This is a genomic window from Cupriavidus sp. DL-D2 (assembly GCF_039710735.1).
Taxonomy (GTDB): domain Bacteria; phylum Pseudomonadota; class Gammaproteobacteria; order Burkholderiales; family Burkholderiaceae; genus Cupriavidus.
The window spans coordinates 141524-157367 of the sequence record NZ_JBDKXK010000015.1; the positions used below are offsets into that span (position 1 = coordinate 141524).

At 63.0% G+C, this 15844-nt stretch carries 15 protein-coding genes; 5 read left to right on the plus strand and 10 right to left on the minus strand.

What is annotated here, in order from left to right:
* Positions 1-78: 78 nt before the first annotated feature.
* Complete coding sequence (gene hppD, locus ABDB81_RS11845; protein WP_137928400.1) at positions 79-1152, minus strand: 4-hydroxyphenylpyruvate dioxygenase; 1074 nt, start codon at positions 1150-1152, stop codon at positions 79-81.
* Positions 1153-1356: 204 nt separating this feature from the next.
* Here hppD and ABDB81_RS11850 point away from each other — a divergent pair, with 204 nt between their 5' ends.
* Positions 1357-1830 (plus strand): Lrp/AsnC family transcriptional regulator, encoded by a 474-nt coding sequence (locus ABDB81_RS11850; RefSeq protein WP_137928399.1) that lies wholly within the window; start codon positions 1357-1359, stop codon positions 1828-1830.
* Here ABDB81_RS11850 and ABDB81_RS11855 read toward each other — a convergent pair.
* Both ABDB81_RS11855 and ABDB81_RS11860 read right to left on the minus strand, forming a co-directional pair.
* Entirely contained in the window at positions 1827-2150 is a 324-nt protein-coding gene (locus ABDB81_RS11855) for a thioredoxin family protein (RefSeq protein WP_346811251.1), read from the minus strand. The genes ABDB81_RS11850 and ABDB81_RS11855 overlap by 4 nt on opposite strands.
* 162 nt (positions 2151-2312) lie before the next feature.
* The gene (locus tag ABDB81_RS11860) at positions 2313-4703 is read right to left on the minus strand and encodes an ATP-dependent DNA helicase (RefSeq protein ID WP_346811253.1); all 2391 of its coding nucleotides are present in this window, start codon (positions 4701-4703) and stop codon (positions 2313-2315) included.
* 120 nt (positions 4704-4823) lie between these two features.
* Here ABDB81_RS11860 and xth point away from each other — a divergent pair, with 120 nt between their 5' ends.
* On the plus strand, positions 4824-5798 hold the full coding sequence (xth, locus tag ABDB81_RS11865) for an exodeoxyribonuclease III (RefSeq protein ID WP_346811254.1): 975 nt from the start codon (positions 4824-4826) through the stop codon (positions 5796-5798).
* Positions 5799-5854: 56 nt separating this feature from the next.
* Here the strand turns inward: xth and ABDB81_RS11870 are convergent, their stop codons facing one another.
* The 3 genes from ABDB81_RS11870 to ABDB81_RS11880 all read right to left on the minus strand — a co-directional run bounded on the left by ABDB81_RS11870 (position 5855) and on the right by ABDB81_RS11880 (position 7997).
* Entirely contained in the window at positions 5855-6496 is a 642-nt protein-coding gene (locus ABDB81_RS11870) for a TetR/AcrR family transcriptional regulator (protein ID WP_137928458.1), read from the minus strand.
* Between the two features lie 233 nt (positions 6497-6729).
* Positions 6730-7194, minus strand: a complete 465-nt coding sequence (locus ABDB81_RS11875) for a copper resistance protein CopQ (protein ID WP_137928457.1) — start codon at positions 7192-7194, stop codon at positions 6730-6732.
* A gap of 380 nt (positions 7195-7574) precedes the next feature.
* Positions 7575-7997, minus strand: a complete 423-nt coding sequence (locus ABDB81_RS11880) for a VOC family protein (protein ID WP_137928456.1) — start codon at positions 7995-7997, stop codon at positions 7575-7577.
* Positions 7998-8149: 152 nt separating this feature from the next.
* Here ABDB81_RS11880 and ABDB81_RS11885 point away from each other — a divergent pair, with 152 nt between their 5' ends.
* Positions 8150-9016, plus strand: coding sequence for a LysR family transcriptional regulator (locus ABDB81_RS11885; protein WP_137928461.1), 867 nt, complete (start codon positions 8150-8152; stop codon positions 9014-9016).
* Positions 9017-9023: 7 nt separating this feature from the next.
* On the opposite strand, the gene ABDB81_RS11890 is transcribed toward ABDB81_RS11885, so the two are convergent.
* Complete coding sequence (locus ABDB81_RS11890) at positions 9024-10322, minus strand: MFS transporter (protein WP_160473514.1); 1299 nt, start codon at positions 10320-10322, stop codon at positions 9024-9026.
* A gap of 32 nt (positions 10323-10354) precedes the next feature.
* Complete coding sequence (locus ABDB81_RS11895; RefSeq protein WP_137928454.1) at positions 10355-10957, minus strand: TetR/AcrR family transcriptional regulator; 603 nt, start codon at positions 10955-10957, stop codon at positions 10355-10357.
* Between the two features lie 156 nt (positions 10958-11113).
* On the opposite strand from ABDB81_RS11895, the gene ABDB81_RS11900 reads away from it, so the two are divergent.
* Both ABDB81_RS11900 and ABDB81_RS11905 read left to right on the plus strand, forming a co-directional pair.
* Positions 11114-11878, plus strand: coding sequence for an SDR family oxidoreductase (locus tag ABDB81_RS11900; protein ID WP_346811258.1), 765 nt, complete (start codon positions 11114-11116; stop codon positions 11876-11878).
* A gap of 210 nt (positions 11879-12088) precedes the next feature.
* Entirely contained in the window at positions 12089-14032 is a 1944-nt protein-coding gene (locus tag ABDB81_RS11905; protein WP_346811260.1) for a methyl-accepting chemotaxis protein, read from the plus strand.
* Positions 14033-14119: 87 nt separating this feature from the next.
* Here the strand turns inward: ABDB81_RS11905 and ABDB81_RS11910 are convergent, their stop codons facing one another.
* The gene (locus tag ABDB81_RS11910) at positions 14120-15196 is read right to left on the minus strand and encodes a BON domain-containing protein (protein WP_346811261.1); all 1077 of its coding nucleotides are present in this window, start codon (positions 15194-15196) and stop codon (positions 14120-14122) included.
* Between the two features lie 226 nt (positions 15197-15422).
* The gene (locus tag ABDB81_RS11915) at positions 15423-15803 is read right to left on the minus strand and encodes a hypothetical protein (RefSeq protein ID WP_160473516.1); all 381 of its coding nucleotides are present in this window, start codon (positions 15801-15803) and stop codon (positions 15423-15425) included.
* Positions 15804-15844 lie beyond the last annotated feature (41 nt).

The window sequence follows — 15844 nt, forward strand, 5'->3', positions numbered from 1 at the left end:
GCAGCCCGAGAGGATACCGGTACACGGTTGGAAAAGCAGGGGTTTAGGGCGACCCGGACGGGAATCCGGGCGCCGGCGTCACACTTTCAGCGTGCCGCGTTCGATCTGGTCGCGTTCGAGTGACTCGAACAGCGCCTTGAAGTTGCCTTCGCCGAAGCCATCGTCACCGGCGCGCTGGATGAACTCGAAGAACACGGGACCGAGCACACCTTTCGAGAAAATCTGCAGCAGCAGACGGGGCTTGCCGTTCTCGGTGGTGCCATCCACCAGGATGCCGCGCGCCTTGAGTTGATCCACCGGTTGGTTGTGGCCGGGCAGGCGGGTGTCCAGTGCCTCGTAGTAGTAGTCGTTCGGCGCGGTCATCAGTTCCACGCCCGACAGTTGCAGGCTGTCGATGACTTCGATCAGGTCGTCCACCAGGAAGGCGATGTGCTGGATGCCTTCGCCATTGAACGCCATCAGGAATTCTTCGATCTGGCCGGCACCCTTCGACGATTCCTCGTTCAGCGGAATGCGGATCATGCCGTCCGGCGCGGTCATCGCCTTGGAGGTCAGGCCGGTGTACTCGCCCTGGATGTCGAAGTAGCGGATCTCGCGGAAGTTGAACAGGCGTTCGTAGAAGTTCGCCCAGTACGCCATGCGGCCACGGTAGACGTTGTGCGTCAGGTGATCCACGAGCTTGAGGCCGTGACCCTTTGGACGACGGTCCACACCTTCGATGAATTCGAAGTCGATGTCATAGATCGACTTGCCATCTTCGAAACGGTCGATCAGGTACAGCGGCGCACCACCAATGCCCTTGATGGCAGGCAGACGCAGTTCCATCGGACCCGTGGCGATCTCGATCGGCTGGGCGCCCAGCATCAGCGCGCGGTTGTACGCCTTGTGCGAATCCTTCACACGGAAGGCCATGCCGCAGGCGCTCGGGCCGTGCTCGGCGGCGAAATAGGCCGCTTCGCTGTGCGGCTCGTTGTTGACGATGAAGTTGATGTCGCCCTGGCGGAACAGCAGCACGTCCTTGGAACGGTGGCGGGCCACGAGGGTGAAGCCCATCTTTTCGAACAACGGCTCCAGCACGTTAGGCGTGGGCGAGGCGAATTCGACGAACTCGAAGCCTTGCAGTTGCATCGGGTTTTCAAAGAGATCGGCCATGGTCGGTGCGCTCGGGGGCGAGTGTGGGGTGAAATCGTAGTAAAGCCAGGCGGCTTTCTCAGGTGCTTTGGGCGACGCTTGCGGCGCGCTGCAACGTGGAGAAATTGTAGAACTCGCCGCGCTAAATAGGATTTCGTAAAGGCCGCAGGGAAACCCTTGGATGTGAGATAAAATTTCGCCGCACTCACTCCTCAGGAAATGAAAATGCAGCAAAACGACCTCGACCGCACCGACCGGCGCTTGCTTGGCATGCTGCAGGAACATGGCCGTGTGTCCAATCTGGAACTGGCCGAGGCGATCAACCTGTCGCCGGCCCAGACATTGCGACGTCATCGCCGCCTGGAGGAAAGCGGCATCATCAAGCGCTACGAGGCCCGGCTCGATAGCGCGGCGCTGGGGTTTGGCGTGACAGCGTTCATCCACGTGACGATGGAGCGCGGCCATATTCGCGACCTGTCCAAGTTCAAGGGACTGGTGGCGGAGCTCGCGCAGATCCAGGAGTGTTTCTCCGTGACCGGCGATATCGACTACGTGCTGAAGGTGGTAGCGAAGGATCTGAAGTCGCTGTCAGACTTTTTGCTCGATACGTTGATGCGCATCCCCGGCGTGAGCGGCGTGAAGTCGAGCGTGTGCCTCGACGAAATCAAATGCACGAGTGCGATGCCGCTGGATATCTAGCCGAGTTTCGCCATGGCATCGGCGATGTCACTGGCCGACTCCGGGCGCACAAGCCGCGCCACTTCCTGACCATCGCGCATGAAGATGAGCGTAGGCCAGAGCTTCACGCGGAACGAGCGGCCCAGCGGACGTCCACTGCCATCTTCCACCTTGATGTGATCAAGGTCGGCATGCTCGCGGAACGCGGTTTCGATCAGCGGCTGCGCGCGTTGGCAGAAACCGCACCACGGCGTGCCGAATTCAATGACGAGCGAACCGGGACGGGAATCGATGTCGGCACGCTTGGGTTCGGTGGCGGCGAAGGTGGTGGTCATGGGCATGGGGTGGGTCCTTGGGTGTTTGGGGGCATTTTGCCAGTGGTGGCGAAAACACGTATCGCTCCCGCACGGTTTGTTCCCCTCTCCCGCTTGCGGGAGAGGGGCTAGGGGTGAGGGCCGGCGTCTCAAGCGCGAACAACGCTTCGACATAGCGACGCCCCGCCCTCACCCCCACCCCTCTCCCGCCGGGGCGGGAGAGGGGAGCGCATAGCTTCGGGTGTCAGAACCTGCATGCCGTTGCAAGTTCGGCCCCGCCGAAATCTCCCACCACCCCGGCAGCAATTCCTTCACCTCCGACCTCCCATACCGATCGTCGATCAGCCACACGACCCCGCGATCCTCCTGCGTGCGAATCACCCGCCCCGCGGCCTGCACCACCTTGCGCAGCCCCGGATACAGATACGCGTAGTCATATCCCTGCCCGAACGCTTTCTCCATCCGATCACGCAATTGCTCGTTAATCGGGTTCACCTGCGGCAAGCCCAGCGTCGCCACGAACGCGCCAATCAGGCGGTCGCCGGGCAAGTCCACGCCTTCGGAAAACACGCCGCCCAACACCGCAAAGCCGATGCCTCGGCCACCCGCCACAAATGCATCCAGAAAAGCCGACTGGCCGGCCTCGTTCATGCCGCGTGCCTGAGCCCAGGTCGGAATATCCGGATGACCTTCCGCCAGCAGAGCCGCCGCCTGCTGCAGATAGTCGTGGCTGCTGAAGAACGCCAGGTAGTTGCCGGGCCGCTGCGCAAACTGCGCGGCCATCAACGCGACAATGGCAGGCAATGACCGTTGCCGCTGTGCATAACGCGTGGAGATATGCCGCGCCACATGCACGTCCAACTGCTCCGCACGAAACGGCGATGGCACCTCGACCCACACCGCGCTATCCGGCAGGCCCAGCAGATTCCCGTAGTAATCAGCGGGTTGCAGCGTGGCCGAGAACAACGTGGTGGAGTGCGCCGCGCCAAAACGCGTGGCGAGGTAGGGCGCGGGCAACAGGTTACGCACGCATAGCGATGCATCCACCCCTGCACGCAGACGCGGTGTGCGCGTGATATCGAACAGCGAATGCTTGCCGCCGTACTCGGTCAGTTGCTCGGCCAGACGCAGGAAGTGCATGGCATCGAAATAGAAGCGCTCAAGCAGGGCATCATGCCGCTGCGGATGCTCGCTCATGTCGTCGATGATCGCCGTGCAAAGCTGCACCAGCGCCTCGACGAACGCTGCGGGCTCCTCGTCGCGTGTCTCGTACTCGGCCTCGCTGGATTTCGCCAGCGCATTCCATTGCCGATACACGCGATCCATCGGCTTCTTCAGCACCGCCGGTGCGGACAGTCGCACGCCACGAAACGCCGCATGATCCAGCGTGGATGTGTACATCGCGCGCCCACGATCCACGAGGTTGTGCGCTTCATCCACCAGCACGCTCACGCGCCATTCGTTCATCACCGTCAGCGCGAACAGCAGTGCGCTGCGATCGAAATAGTAGTTGTAGTCCGCCACCACCAGATCGCTCCAGCGAATCATTTCCTGGGCGAGGTAGTACGGACACACCTGATGCGCGCGTGCAATGTCGCGCGTGGTCTGACGATCGAGCAACGGCGCGTGACTCGCCGCTTCGCGTGCGGCGGGCAGCCGATCGTAGAACCCCTGCGCCAGCGGACACGATTCCCCATGGCAGGCGAGATCGGGATGCTCGCAAGTCTTGTCGCGCGCCGTCAGTTCCAGCACACGCAGCGGAGTATCGGTAGCGTTGCGGCGCAATTGCGCCGTAGCGTGCAAAGCCACCGCGCGACCGGTAGAACGTGCCGAAAGAAAGAATAGCTTGTCGATGCGCTGCGTCGGCATGGCCTTGAGCGCCGGGAACACGGTGCCGATGGACTTGCCGATGCCAGTGGGCGCCTGTGCCAGCAGCGTGCGCGCGGAGACGTTGGCCTTGTAGACCGATTCGGCCAGCAGCCGCTGCCCTTCGCGAAACGTGCCATGCGGAAACGCCAGCGCCTGCAACCCCGTATCGCGCGCACTGCGATGCGCGAGTTCGCGTTCGGCCCAGACCTTGAAGCGCCGGCAGCTATCCTCGAAAAATTCGCGCAACGTGGCCGCATCGAATCGCGCCTTCAGCATGCGCTCGCGCTGGCTCACGATGTCGAAATAGACCAGCGCCACTTCGATCTTTTCGAGATTGCGCGATTCACACAGCAGCCAGCCGTAGATCTTGGCCTGCGCCCAGTGCAGCGCCTGATGATTCTCCGGGATCTCGATCTTCTCGCCGCGCACCGTCTTGATTTCCTCCACGCGATTGGCCACCGGATCGTAGCCATCGGCGCGGCCCCGCACGCGCAAGCCTTCAAACTCGCCCGCCAGCGATACCTCGGACTCATAGCCCGAGCCGCGCCGGCTCGTGACCACGCCATGTCCGGCCACGCCTTCCTGTGAGGTGGGCGAGGGTGTGAAACGCAAGTCGAGATCGCCCGCCTTGGCCGTGAATTCGCATAACGTGCGCACGGCTACCGTATACCGGGGCGTTTCGATGACAGGAGTGGGGGAGGTGTCGGACAAGGCGCAAATCGCCGAAGGATCGAAGGACTGTATGAATATACAGTGATCGGACACCGACAGGAAATCTTCACGCGGGAATTTATGATGAACACCACGTTCGACTGGACTGGAGCCCCGCCGATGACTTCGATGAAGATCGCCACGTTCAACATCAACGGTGTGCGCACGCGCCTGGCCGCGTTGCTCAAATGGCTGGAGCGCGAGAAGCCCGACGTGGCCTGCCTGCAGGAACTCAAGACCGTGGACGAAGGCTTCCCCATCGACGAGATCCGCGCGGCCGGTTATGGCGCGATCTGGCATGGGCAGAAATCGTGGAATGGCGTGGCGATCCTGGCGCGTGGCGTTGATCCTGTGGAGGTACGGCGGGGTTTGCCGGGTGGCGAGGGTGGCGCTGATCCCGATACCCAGAGCCGCTATCTCGAAGCCGCCATCGAAGGCGTGCTGGTGGCCTGCCTCTACTTGCCCAACGGCAACCCGCAGCCCGGTCCCAAGTTCGACTACAAGCTGGCGTGGTTCGAGCGATTGATCGCCCATGCGCAGACGCTGTACGACAGCGGCCATCCAGTAGTGATCGCCGGGGATTTCAACGTCGTGCCGACCGATGACGATATCTACAACACGCGCTCGTGGCTCAAGGACGCGCTGCTGCAACCCGAGAGCCGAGAGTGCTATCGGCGTCTGCTGGCACAAGGATGGGTCGATGCGCTGCGCACGCAGCATCCGGACGAGCGCATCTACACCTTCTGGGACTACTTCCGCCAGCACTGGCAAACCAACTCAGGGCTGCGTATCGACCACCTGCTGCTGGGGCCGGGTGTGCAACTGCACGATGCAGGCGTGGACCGATGGGTGCGCGGCGAAGAAAAGGCGAGCGATCATGCACCGACGTGGGTGGTGATCGATACCGGCAGGGGCGTGGCAAAGAAGGTCGCAGCAAAGAAGGTCGCAGCAAAGAAGGTCGCAGCAAAGAAGGTTGCCGCAAAGAAGGTCGCTACCAAACAGGCCGCACCAAAAAAAACCGCCGGGAAAATCCCGGCGTCGGAGAAAACAGGGACGTCCACCGCGAGAGCGGGACGGCGGACGTCGGGCACCTGAACCTGACTACGGGTCAGGGGCCACAGAAATTGTTCAATCGGCCACTAATCGACCTTTCAGGCCGGCACAGCCTCGAATGCCTCGCGTGCCTCATGTGCGCGCACTTCATGCATCGAGCCACCCACGGCGCCCATCAGCATGTCTGCCGCGGCATCCAGCCGATCGGTCGAACCCGACATCCGCGCCGTGATGATCCCGTTCTGGATCGCGCCATACAGCACACTGGCCAATGCCATCGGCGGCACCGGATACGGCTCGCCACGTTCAATCTCGGCGCGGCGCAGCAGGCGGGCAATCCATTCCTCGTGCATGCGGTAGTGCGCCTGCAGCGGGATGCGGATGGCATCGGGCAACGCCAGCACTTCGGCGGACAGCATGCCAGCCAGGCAGATCTGGTTCAGCTCGATGTCGTTGCGCAGCGGGCGGATGTACTGCCACGCCTGCTCACAGAGCGACAGTGCCGGGTCGATGGCGGACAGTCGGGCCTGCGAACGTTCGCGGTACAGCTTCACCACTTCCTGCACCAGATCGTCCTTGGCGGGAAAGTGGTAATGAATACTCGACGTCTTCACACCCACCAGTTCCGCCAGGTCGCGATAGCTGAATCCGTTGTAACCGCGTTGCCGGATCAGCACGGAGGCATGCTCGAGCAACTGGTCGCGCACGGACTGCGCGGCTTGCGTGGATTGCGTTTTCATGACATCTGTCCTTGGCCTCGTGAGCCGCGGACCCTCCAGTTTCGCCGCTGTCCTCGTGGCTAAATGGACAACGACTGCGCGACGAGTGAATACAACGCTCCGGTCCCGAAGCACAGCAACACCCATCCGCCCACGATCAGGGCGCCGTCACGCAAGTTCATGATGGAAACTCCGTATGTCTGGCCCGGTGGCCGCCCTGGTTACTGCGCAGGAGGGCGGCCGCCGGTGCGGGGTCAGGCCAGCGCGCCGTCGGTGTAGACGTCAACGCTGCGTTGCGGTTCGGAAGAGACGCCAGTGCGATCCAGGCCGGCGACGGTGCGGGCACCACCGCTGTACGGGTCGAACGGAGCAGCCTTGGCACCGTCGGTGTACGGGTCGAAGGTGCGCGACGGTTCAGCCGAGACACCGGTCCGGTCCAGGCCGGCCACGGTGCGGGCACCATCGGTGTACGGGTCGAACTTGCCGATCTTTGCGCCATCGGTGTACGGGTCAGCCTTGCCAACGCGTGCGCCTTCGGTGAACGAATCGAACTTGCCGGTGCGTGCGCCATCGGTGAAGGCGCTGCGGCTGTCTTGTACGCGATAGCTGTAACCGTAGACTTCGCCAGCCTTCTGGGCGGCGGGGGCGGCTTGCGCAGCGCCTGCAACGAAAGCGGCGGCGAGGGCGGCGGCGGTGATCAGGGTCTTGGTGGCGGTCATGATGCTCTCCTGGCTTTGGCCCGACGCTCCGGTTTGTGTGGAGGCTCGTCGCGGCCGATTTCTGTGTGGCAATCCGTCGGTCCCTGCTAACTGCTATCTACTGCTAGATAGAGAAGCGTTCCTAAAAAAAGACCGGCTCCCGGTACTGACAACAAACAACCTGTATTGCGTGGCGCGTCGCGCTTTTGGCTTTTTTGCTACCGCAGTGCGTCGTCCATGGCTCTAATATTATCTACTACTAGATAGATACGCAAGGAGAATTTGGAGAAATTCCGATGTACAAGGTGGAGGAAGCGCTCTAGATCGGCCGGATATTGGCTCGATCAGAGCGCTAACTTGCTGAAACTAAAGAAAAAACGATGGAGCAGGGTTGCGGGGCTTTACTTCGCAAACACCTGGCTCAGGTCGCCGAACGCCTTGAATTCCAGTGCATTGCCCGACGGATCGAGGAAGAACATCGTTGCCTGCTCGCCCACTTGTCCCTTGAAGCGCACATGCGGTTCGATCACGAACTTCGTGCCGGCAGCGCGCAGCTTTTCGGCTAGTTGCTCCCACTGCGTCATCGACAGGATCGCGCCGAAATGCCGCACCGGAACGTTGTCGCCATCCACGGCGCTGGTGGCGCGATGGCCGCACTCGTCGGGCGAGAGATGCGCCACGACCTGATGACCGTAGAAATCGAAATCGACCCAGGCATCGGAACTGCGGCCTTCCGGACAGCCAAGCAGATCGCCGTAGAACTGGCGCGCGGCCGCAAGGTCGTGAACGGGAAAGGCGAGGTGGAACAGGGGCATGGCGCTCATGGCGTGGTCTCTTGTATGGGGTACGGGTTGGGTGTCGTTGATTGTAATCAGCAAGACTCGTAATATGAAACGAATCATTTCTTGGCTGAGTATCGAAAATCTCGATGCTTGGTTTCGACCGTGTTCCGCAGTTCTTTCATCCCTTCCTCCCCGTGATCCGCTATTTCAAGACCTTTCTCACTGCCGCCGAGACCAGTTCGTTTTCCGCAGCGGGTGCGCGTCTGGGCCTGACCCAATCGGCGGTAAGCACGCAGATCCGCCGGTTGGAGGAGGATCTCGGCTGCACGTTGTTCGACCGGTCGGGTAAATCGGTGACGCTGAGCGAGGAGGGGCGGCAGAGGCTGCCGGAGGTGGCCCGTCTGGTATCGATCTACGAATCGATGAAGGGCGCGCGCTCGCAACAGGACCTGGCGCCGCTGGATCTGGGCGCGGTATCCACGGTGCAGTCCACGTTGTTGCCGCGTGCGATGCAGCGCTTCCGCATGGCGCATCCCGATACGCACGTGAACATCGTGCCGGGCATGTCCACGCAACTGCTCACGCAGGTGGATGCGCGCGAACTCGACATCGCGGTGCTGGTCAAGCCACGCCTGGGCATTCCGCAGGAATTGAAGTGGGTGACGCTGATTCAGGAACCGTTCGTCGCCGTGGCGCCAATGGGAACAACCGGCGATTTGAAGACGGTGCTGGAGACCGTGCCGTTCATCCGCTACAACCGTCACTCCACGGGTGGCCAACTGGTGGACCGCTATCTGAAGCGCCACCGCTACTGGGTGCGCGAGGGCATGGAACTGGACGAACCCGCCGTGATCCTGCAGATGGTGGCCGAGGGGTTGGGCTGCGCAATCATTCCTTCGGCGCTGGTGCCGTTGCGGCAGACGCCTGGCATCGTCGAGATCGCGATGCCGGGCGCGCCGCTGGTGCGGGAGATCGGGGTGCTGGTGCGGCAGTCGGCGCTTAAACGCGCACCTGCTGCCGCACTGATCGACGCGTTCGTGGCGGTGAGCGCCGAACGCTAGCGATGGATCACGCCTGGGCCGGTTGCGGCGCAGGCTGCTGCGCGGGCCGGCGCACCATCAGCGCCAGCAGTGCGGCCAGCAGACAAGCCGTGCCAGCAATGTAGAGCGCCGGGGAATAGGTGAGCCAGAACGTGCGCGACATCCCTGCACCAAAGGCCGCTGTTGCCGCGCCGATCTGGTGGGCGGCGAAGATCCAGCCAAAGACCATCGGCGCGCGCTCGCGGCCAAACGTGGTGGCCGCCAGCTTGATCGTTGGCGGCACCGTCGCGATCCAGTCGAGACCGTAGAACATCGCGAAGATCGACAGGCCGTAGAGCGTGAATTCCGAATGCGGCAGCCAGAACAGCGACAAGCCGCGCAGCCCGTAGTACCAGAACAGCAGCTTGCGGCTGTCGTAGCGATCCGAAAGCCAGCCGGAGAGGATGGTGCCGACGAAGTCGAACGCGCCCATCATGGCCAGTGCCGAGGCGGCGGGCACTGCGGACATGCCGTAGTCCGCGCACAGCGAGATGAAGTGCGTCTGGATCAGGCCGTTGGTCGAGAGGCCGCAGATGAAGAACGTACCGGCGAGAATCCAGAACGTCTGCGTGCGCGCAGCGTCGCGCAGCACCGTGAACGGTCCGCGCCACGAGAGCGGAGCAGCAGGGGCCGGCGCAGCGGGCACTGTGCCCGGCAGGTCGCCAAACGCCACCAGACCTACATCGGACGGACGGCTGCGCATGAAGCCGAACACGACGAAGGCCAGCGCAGCGCAGGCTACCAGCACCGGCAGCACGGCCACGCGCCATCCCATATGTTCGATGAGCCAGGCGGCCACGGGCAGGAAGGCCAGTTGTCCTGTTGCGGAGCTGGCTGTCAGCACGCCGATCACCAGCCCGCGCCGCGCGGTGAACCAGCGATTGGCCACTACGGCGGCCAGCACCAGTGCGGTGAGTCCCGAACCTACGCCGAGCATCAGGCCCCACGCCACAAACAGTTGCCAGAGTTCCGTGGAGACTGTTGCCAGCGCCATGCCGCCCGCGATCAGTGCGAGCGCGGCACACACCACGTTGCGCACGCCGAAGCGCTCCATCAGGATGGCCGAGAACGGTGCCATGATGCCGAACAACGCAAAGCGGAACGCCAGGATCGAGGAGACCTTGTCCGTGCTCCACCCCATCTCGGTACTCATGGGTTTCAGGAAGGCGCCGGGCAGACCGAGCGCGGCGGAGGTAGTGAGCATCACGCAGAACGTGATGGCGGCGACGATCCACGCGTAGTGGATACCGCGCCGGTCCAGCTGGCGGGAGAAGGCTTGCGCGAACATGGGGCGTTATCTGAGAAGTGGGAGGTGAAAAATCAGGCGACGGTGTTGTGGGAAGGGACATCGGTCAGCCAACGGCGTGCGGCATCGAGGATGTCGTCGGAAATCGCATGGCCAGCCGTGGCACGCGCCAGCGTGATCGCACCCACCAGCGTCGCCATCTGTACGAGCGCCATGCGATCGGCTTCGGGGCCGGGGTGTTCTGCCGTCGTCTTCCACGTATCGAGCAATTGGCCGATGCCATCGACATAGGCCTCGTGCACGGGCTTGCCCGCCGGTTCGCGCGCGACATCGATGGCGAGTGCGGAGGCGGGACAGCCGTGTCCAGCCGCATCGCGATGCGCTTCGCTGAGGTAGCGGCTCACCAGTTCATGCCGTGCGGTGGCCGAATCGCTCGCCTGCGCCACGGTTTCCTGCCAGCGCGCATTCGCATCTGTGAACGCGCGCGCACATCCTACGGCTGCGAGTTCATCCTTCGACGCAAAGTGTCCATAGAAGCCGCCATGCGTGAGTCCGGCTTCGGCCATGACCTGCGCCACCGATACGCCATGCAGGCCGTGCTGCCTGAATAATCGGGCCGATGCCTTCTCGATGGCTGTCCTATGCTGTTCTGCGACGACTCGTGATGCGCGCGCCATGTTGACTCCCTGCTCCGTGCGATCCGCAAAATTGACCTTGACCGCAGTTTAGATGACAACCATAATTTAAGCAATAAATGACGGTCATCATGTATAAGGCGATCGGCATTCATGTTGTGGCTGTACGACTTCCATCACTCTCGAGGAAAACCTGTCATGTTCAAACTGTTCGATATGTCCGGCCGCGTGGCCGTTGTCACTGGCTCAACCAAAGGCATGGGCCTCGAAATGGCGCGCGCACTGGGGCAAGCCGGCGCTCGCGTGGTGGTGTCGGGGCGCGATGCCGCGGTCTCTGCGCAGGTGGCGGCGCGGCTGGGCGAGGAAGGTATCGACGCCACAGGCATTGCGTGCGATATCGTCGACACCGACAGCGTGCGCGCCTTTGCGAAAGACGTGCTCGCGAAGTTCGGCCGGGTGGATGCGCTGGTGCTCAACGCTGCCGGCTCCGCGGCTGTCGGCTCGATGCTCGATCAGGGGCCGGAAGCCTTCGATGAAGTGATGGCCGGTAACGTGCGCGGCAATCTCGTGCTCGTGAACGCGCTGGCGCCACAGATGATCGAGCGGCGCGATGGCTCGATCCTGTTCATGTCGAGCATTGCCGCCCGACGTGGCTCGGCCATGCTGGCGCTGTACAGCATCTCGAAGGGTGCGACGGATCTGGCCATGCGCAATCTCGCGCAGACGCTCGGGCCGTACAACATCAACGTGAACAGCATCAACCCGGGGCCGGTTCGCACGGACTTTTCGCGCGACGCGCTGTGGGGCGACCCCGAGCGCGAAAAGATGCTGTCCGCAGGGATTCCGTTGCGACGCATTGCCGAAGCCAGCGATGTAGCGGGCCTTGCAGTACTGCTGGCCTCGCCGGCAGGACGCTATATCTCCGGGCAGACGATTGGCGTGGATGGTGGCGCCACGGCCTGAGGCACGGGTGGAAACTCGCGTGAAAGCTCGCGCGAAAAACGTGCGCGGCGCACCGTCATCGTGCGCCGTTCGCACTGCCTTTGTGCGGCATGAAAAATAACGGGAAATAGCCAGGAAAACCGCTTTATTTCTGCGGATTGGCGTCGATACAGCGAGCATTGGGACCTATCACCAGACTCGCAAAAAAAGACACCTCTCCAAAGGACCATCGTGGCCGCTTTCCTGACTCCTGCCGTACGGTTGATGGCACGCCTGACCATCACGCGCAAGCTGGTGCTGTTGTCCGTGCTGTTCCTGATTCCACTGTGCGGCGCACTGTTCGCCGTGATGCAGCAGTCCGTGCAGTCGATGCGCGATACGCGTAATGAAGTACTCGGATTGAAGCTCGTCTCGCAGGCACTCGATTTCATGCGCGAGACGCAGGTGCGTCGTGGCGCGGCCAATGGCGTGCTGCTCGGCAACACCAGCTTCAAGGCTACGTTCGATGCTGCCGATGGCAAGGCCGCGCAGCATCTTTCCGCGCTGCTCGCCGACGCATCAACAGTGACCGCGTTCGACGTGGTGCCCGATGCGAAGAAGCTCGACGAGGCATGGCAGCAGATCCGCAAGCTCGGACTCGATACGCCTGCCGGTCCGCTGTTCGAGCGCCATACCACGCTGGTCAAGCACACGCGGCTGTTTATCGGTGACGTGGCCGACCACTCGACACTCGCGCTCGATCCGGAGGCAGGCTCCTATTACCTGATCAACCTCATGGTGGGCCCGATGCCCAAGCTGGCGGAGTTGGGTGCGCTGGCGCGCGGGCGTGGCGCGGGCATCATCGCGCAAGGTGGCTACTCCGATGCCGCGCAGCAGGCCGAATTGGCTGCGCTGGCCGAACAGATCCAGGATGGACTGGAGACCGTGCGCCGCGACATCGCGCGCGTGCTGGTCGACACGCCCGCCTATCGTGGCCGCGTGGAGGCTGCGGGCAAGCAACTGGCGGCGATGGACAACTTCTATCGCACGCTCAAAGTGAACATGCTGGGGTCGAGCGGAATCAACATCGATGCCAAGACGTATTTCGCAGAAGGTACGGCCGCCATCGATGCCGTCTCGGCGGTCAATCGGGAATTCACGTCACTGGCCGGCGAGATGCTCGAAGAACGGATCGCCGCGCACAAGCGAAAGTTGGCGGCATTGATCGTGGTGGCGGCGATGACCGTGGGCGGCGCGCTGTACCTGTTCGCCGGTTTCAGCCGAGGCATGCGCGACGACGTGCATGACGTGGCGCATCTGGTGGCCCGTATTCACGATGGCGACCTGAGCGTGCATATCGATGCGCACGGGCGCGATGAATTCAGCGATGTGAAGCGGCACCTGATGGCACTGGTGGCGTCGTGGCGCGGCCTCATCGGTGAGACGAAAGAAGGCGCCGAGAACGTGCTGGTGGCAGCCGAACAGATTGCACAAGGCAATACGGACTTGTCGCAGCGCACCGAGGAACAGGCATCGTCGCTGGAGCAGACGGCGGCGAGCATGGAGGAGCTGACCTCGATCGTGCAGCAGAACGCGGGCAATGCTACGGAAGCCATGGCACTGGCGGGCGATGCCGTGCGCATTGCAACAGAAGGCGGGCACGCCGTGTCCCGCATGCAGGAGACCATGACGGACATCGAGACCGATTCGCGCCGCATCGTCGACATCATCGCGGTCATCGACAGCATTGCTTTCCAGACCAATATCCTGGCGTTGAATGCTGCTGTGGAAGCCGCGCGCGCAGGGGAAGCGGGGCGGGGCTTTGCCGTGGTGGCGGGGGAAGTGCGCACGCTGGCGCAACGCGCGGCGAACTCGGCGAAAGAGATTCGTTTGCTGATCTCGCAGTCAGCGGATCGCATAGCAAGTGGCACGGCACTGGCCATCGATGCGGCTTCCACCATCGGCAACGTGGTAACGGCGGTGCAGCGCGTGACATCGGTGATGGACGACATCAGCCGCGCCTCGCACGAGCAAAGCAGCGGCATCGCACAGGTCAATCAGGCGGTGACGCAGATGGATCAGGTGACGCAGCAGAACGCCGCACTGGTGGAAGAAGCCGCGGCAGCCGCGCAGGCGCTGCGAGAGCAGGCGGAAAGGATGGAAAGGTCGGTGAGTGTTTTCAGGTTGGGGGTGTAGCCGACAGCAAAGCGTTTCTTGTCACGCTTGTTTTGCTCCCCTCTCCCGCTAACACGGGAGAGGGGAGCGCATAGCGACGGTCGTCGCCTAGTGCGCAACACGAATGTTGTTCTCAACCTCCGTCACGCCGAACGTATTATCAGCAAGATCCTCGATATCGAACTTCTGGCTGCGGCGATGCACCGTGCCGCCCAGCGTCACCTTGCCGTTTGCCACATCCACCGTCACCTCGCTCACATCCACGCCGCTGGCGAACGTCAGCCGCTCGCAGATCTCGTCGCGGATGCGGTCGTCGGTGCGGGTGTAGCCGCGCGGGCCCGTGCGCTTTTCTCCGTCATCGGTGCCGAACCAGTCGTTGAAGACTTCTCCGATGCGGTGGCCGAGGTTGTAGAGCACACCGTGGTCGTCATCGTCGTCGCGGTCATAGCGTTCATCCCGGCCGTAACGTTGATCGTCTCCCGCCTCGCGCCAGGTGCCGCCACGCGTGGCATATCCGCGCTGATCGTCACCGTTGTCGCGCCCGCCGAGATAGTCGCGGCCATACGATTGGGCGCGTGAGGGGCGGCCCTCTCCCCACTCGTCGACAGGTTCGGTCCAGTAGCGGGTATCGCTGCGCAAATCGTTGAAATAGGTGCCCCGTCGCTGGCCTGACGCGTAGCCATGTTGCGGCCCGCGTTGCTCGGCGCGGCGGAGCCATTCCTGGTCGGCGTTGCCGAAGCCGCTATCGCGTCGTCCTTGATGCCCGCCGTATGACTGCTGCCGGTCATCGCCAACATCGCCGTAGTCGCCGTACTCGCTTGCATAGCGGCGGCTCTCGTACTGTTGGCGCGTGCGCCACGACTGGTCATCTTCCGGAAGCCTGCCATAGCCGCCGTTCAGACCATATCGCAGGTCGCTGCCCTGATATCGCAGATCCCCGTCATCGCTGCCACGGTAGCCGCTCGGTGCAGGCCCACCGTCGCTGAGTTGACCCGGTGCCAGCCGCTGGCGCTGGCGGGCATTCTCCCAGCGGTTGTCGGAGGATTCGGGCAGCCAGTCGTCCTGACCCATCGAGCGTGTGCCGGCATTGTCGTCCCAGGGGTCACCCAGATCATCGTCACGAAGGTTTTCGGTTGCGCGCCAGGTGTTGCCCCGGCGATCACGCTCGGAATGGTAATCGGCCATGTTGCGCTCCTGTTCCAGAAGGTTGCGGGTTTGCCACGCGTCACTTGGCAGCAACGCCTTGCACGTCTGGCAATTCCGGAAACAGCGCAAATTCCGTACCGCGCCTCCCAGCCCTTGTCGCACCGTGGGTTGGCGGCAATGGGTGGACAAGACGCCATGCAACCATTGCGCGGTTGCGTGTAAAGACTTCCTGTCGAAGGAACGGGAACGTCCGGCTACGTACGGGTTACGGCGCCTTCACCCGGCGCACGTTCGCCGGTGCCGGGGCAAGCGTGGTGGCGGTGGGAGGCGTGGGGGACGCTGGACGAACCGGCTGAGCGGCAGAAGGCTCGCTGCGTTCCATCCGCCCCGGCCGCACAGGCGCGATGCCCTCCACGGCGTTGAAGATATCGCTGTGAGCGTAATGGGCAGCCGTGTCCTCCAGGAATCCGGGACGCTGCACCGAGGGAGGTGGCAAGACGCTGTCGGCCAGCGCGGCCGTATGCAGGCAGAGCATCAGCAAGCGCAGCAGCAACACGATGCCGCGAATGCGGTAGCGAATGACCGGGGGATGATGCGGACGTGGCGGCGCGACGACGCCCGGCCGCAGTTGTGGCGGGATCAACATGGCAGTTCTCCGAGGGAGCCCGAGGCTCCGGTTAGGGTCGA

What these genes read in the sequence shown, in the direction of transcription:
- hppD (WP_137928400.1), bottom strand. Translation starts at nt 1,152, where the DNA reads ATGGCCGATCTCTTTGAAAACCCGATGCAACTGCAAGGCTTCGAGTTC.
- ABDB81_RS11850 (WP_137928399.1), top strand. Translation starts at nt 1,357, where the DNA reads ATGCAGCAAAACGACCTCGACCGCACCGACCGGCGCTTGCTTGGCATG.
- ABDB81_RS11855 (WP_346811251.1), bottom strand. Translation starts at nt 2,150, where the DNA reads ATGCCCATGACCACCACCTTCGCCGCCACCGAACCCAAGCGTGCCGAC.
- xth (WP_346811254.1), top strand. Translation starts at nt 4,824, where the DNA reads ATGACTTCGATGAAGATCGCCACGTTCAACATCAACGGTGTGCGCACG.
- ABDB81_RS11870 (WP_137928458.1), bottom strand. Translation starts at nt 6,496, where the DNA reads ATGAAAACGCAATCCACGCAAGCCGCGCAGTCCGTGCGCGACCAGTTG.
- ABDB81_RS11875 (WP_137928457.1), bottom strand. Translation starts at nt 7,194, where the DNA reads ATGACCGCCACCAAGACCCTGATCACCGCCGCCGCCCTCGCCGCCGCT.
- ABDB81_RS11880 (WP_137928456.1), bottom strand. Translation starts at nt 7,997, where the DNA reads ATGAGCGCCATGCCCCTGTTCCACCTCGCCTTTCCCGTTCACGACCTT.
- ABDB81_RS11890 (WP_160473514.1), bottom strand. Translation starts at nt 10,322, where the DNA reads ATGTTCGCGCAAGCCTTCTCCCGCCAGCTGGACCGGCGCGGTATCCAC.
- ABDB81_RS11895 (WP_137928454.1), bottom strand. Translation starts at nt 10,957, where the DNA reads ATGGCGCGCGCATCACGAGTCGTCGCAGAACAGCATAGGACAGCCATC.
- ABDB81_RS11900 (WP_346811258.1), top strand. Translation starts at nt 11,114, where the DNA reads ATGTTCAAACTGTTCGATATGTCCGGCCGCGTGGCCGTTGTCACTGGC.
- ABDB81_RS11910 (WP_346811261.1), bottom strand. Translation starts at nt 15,196, where the DNA reads ATGGCCGATTACCATTCCGAGCGTGATCGCCGGGGCAACACCTGGCGC.
- ABDB81_RS11915 (WP_160473516.1), bottom strand. Translation starts at nt 15,803, where the DNA reads ATGTTGATCCCGCCACAACTGCGGCCGGGCGTCGTCGCGCCGCCACGT.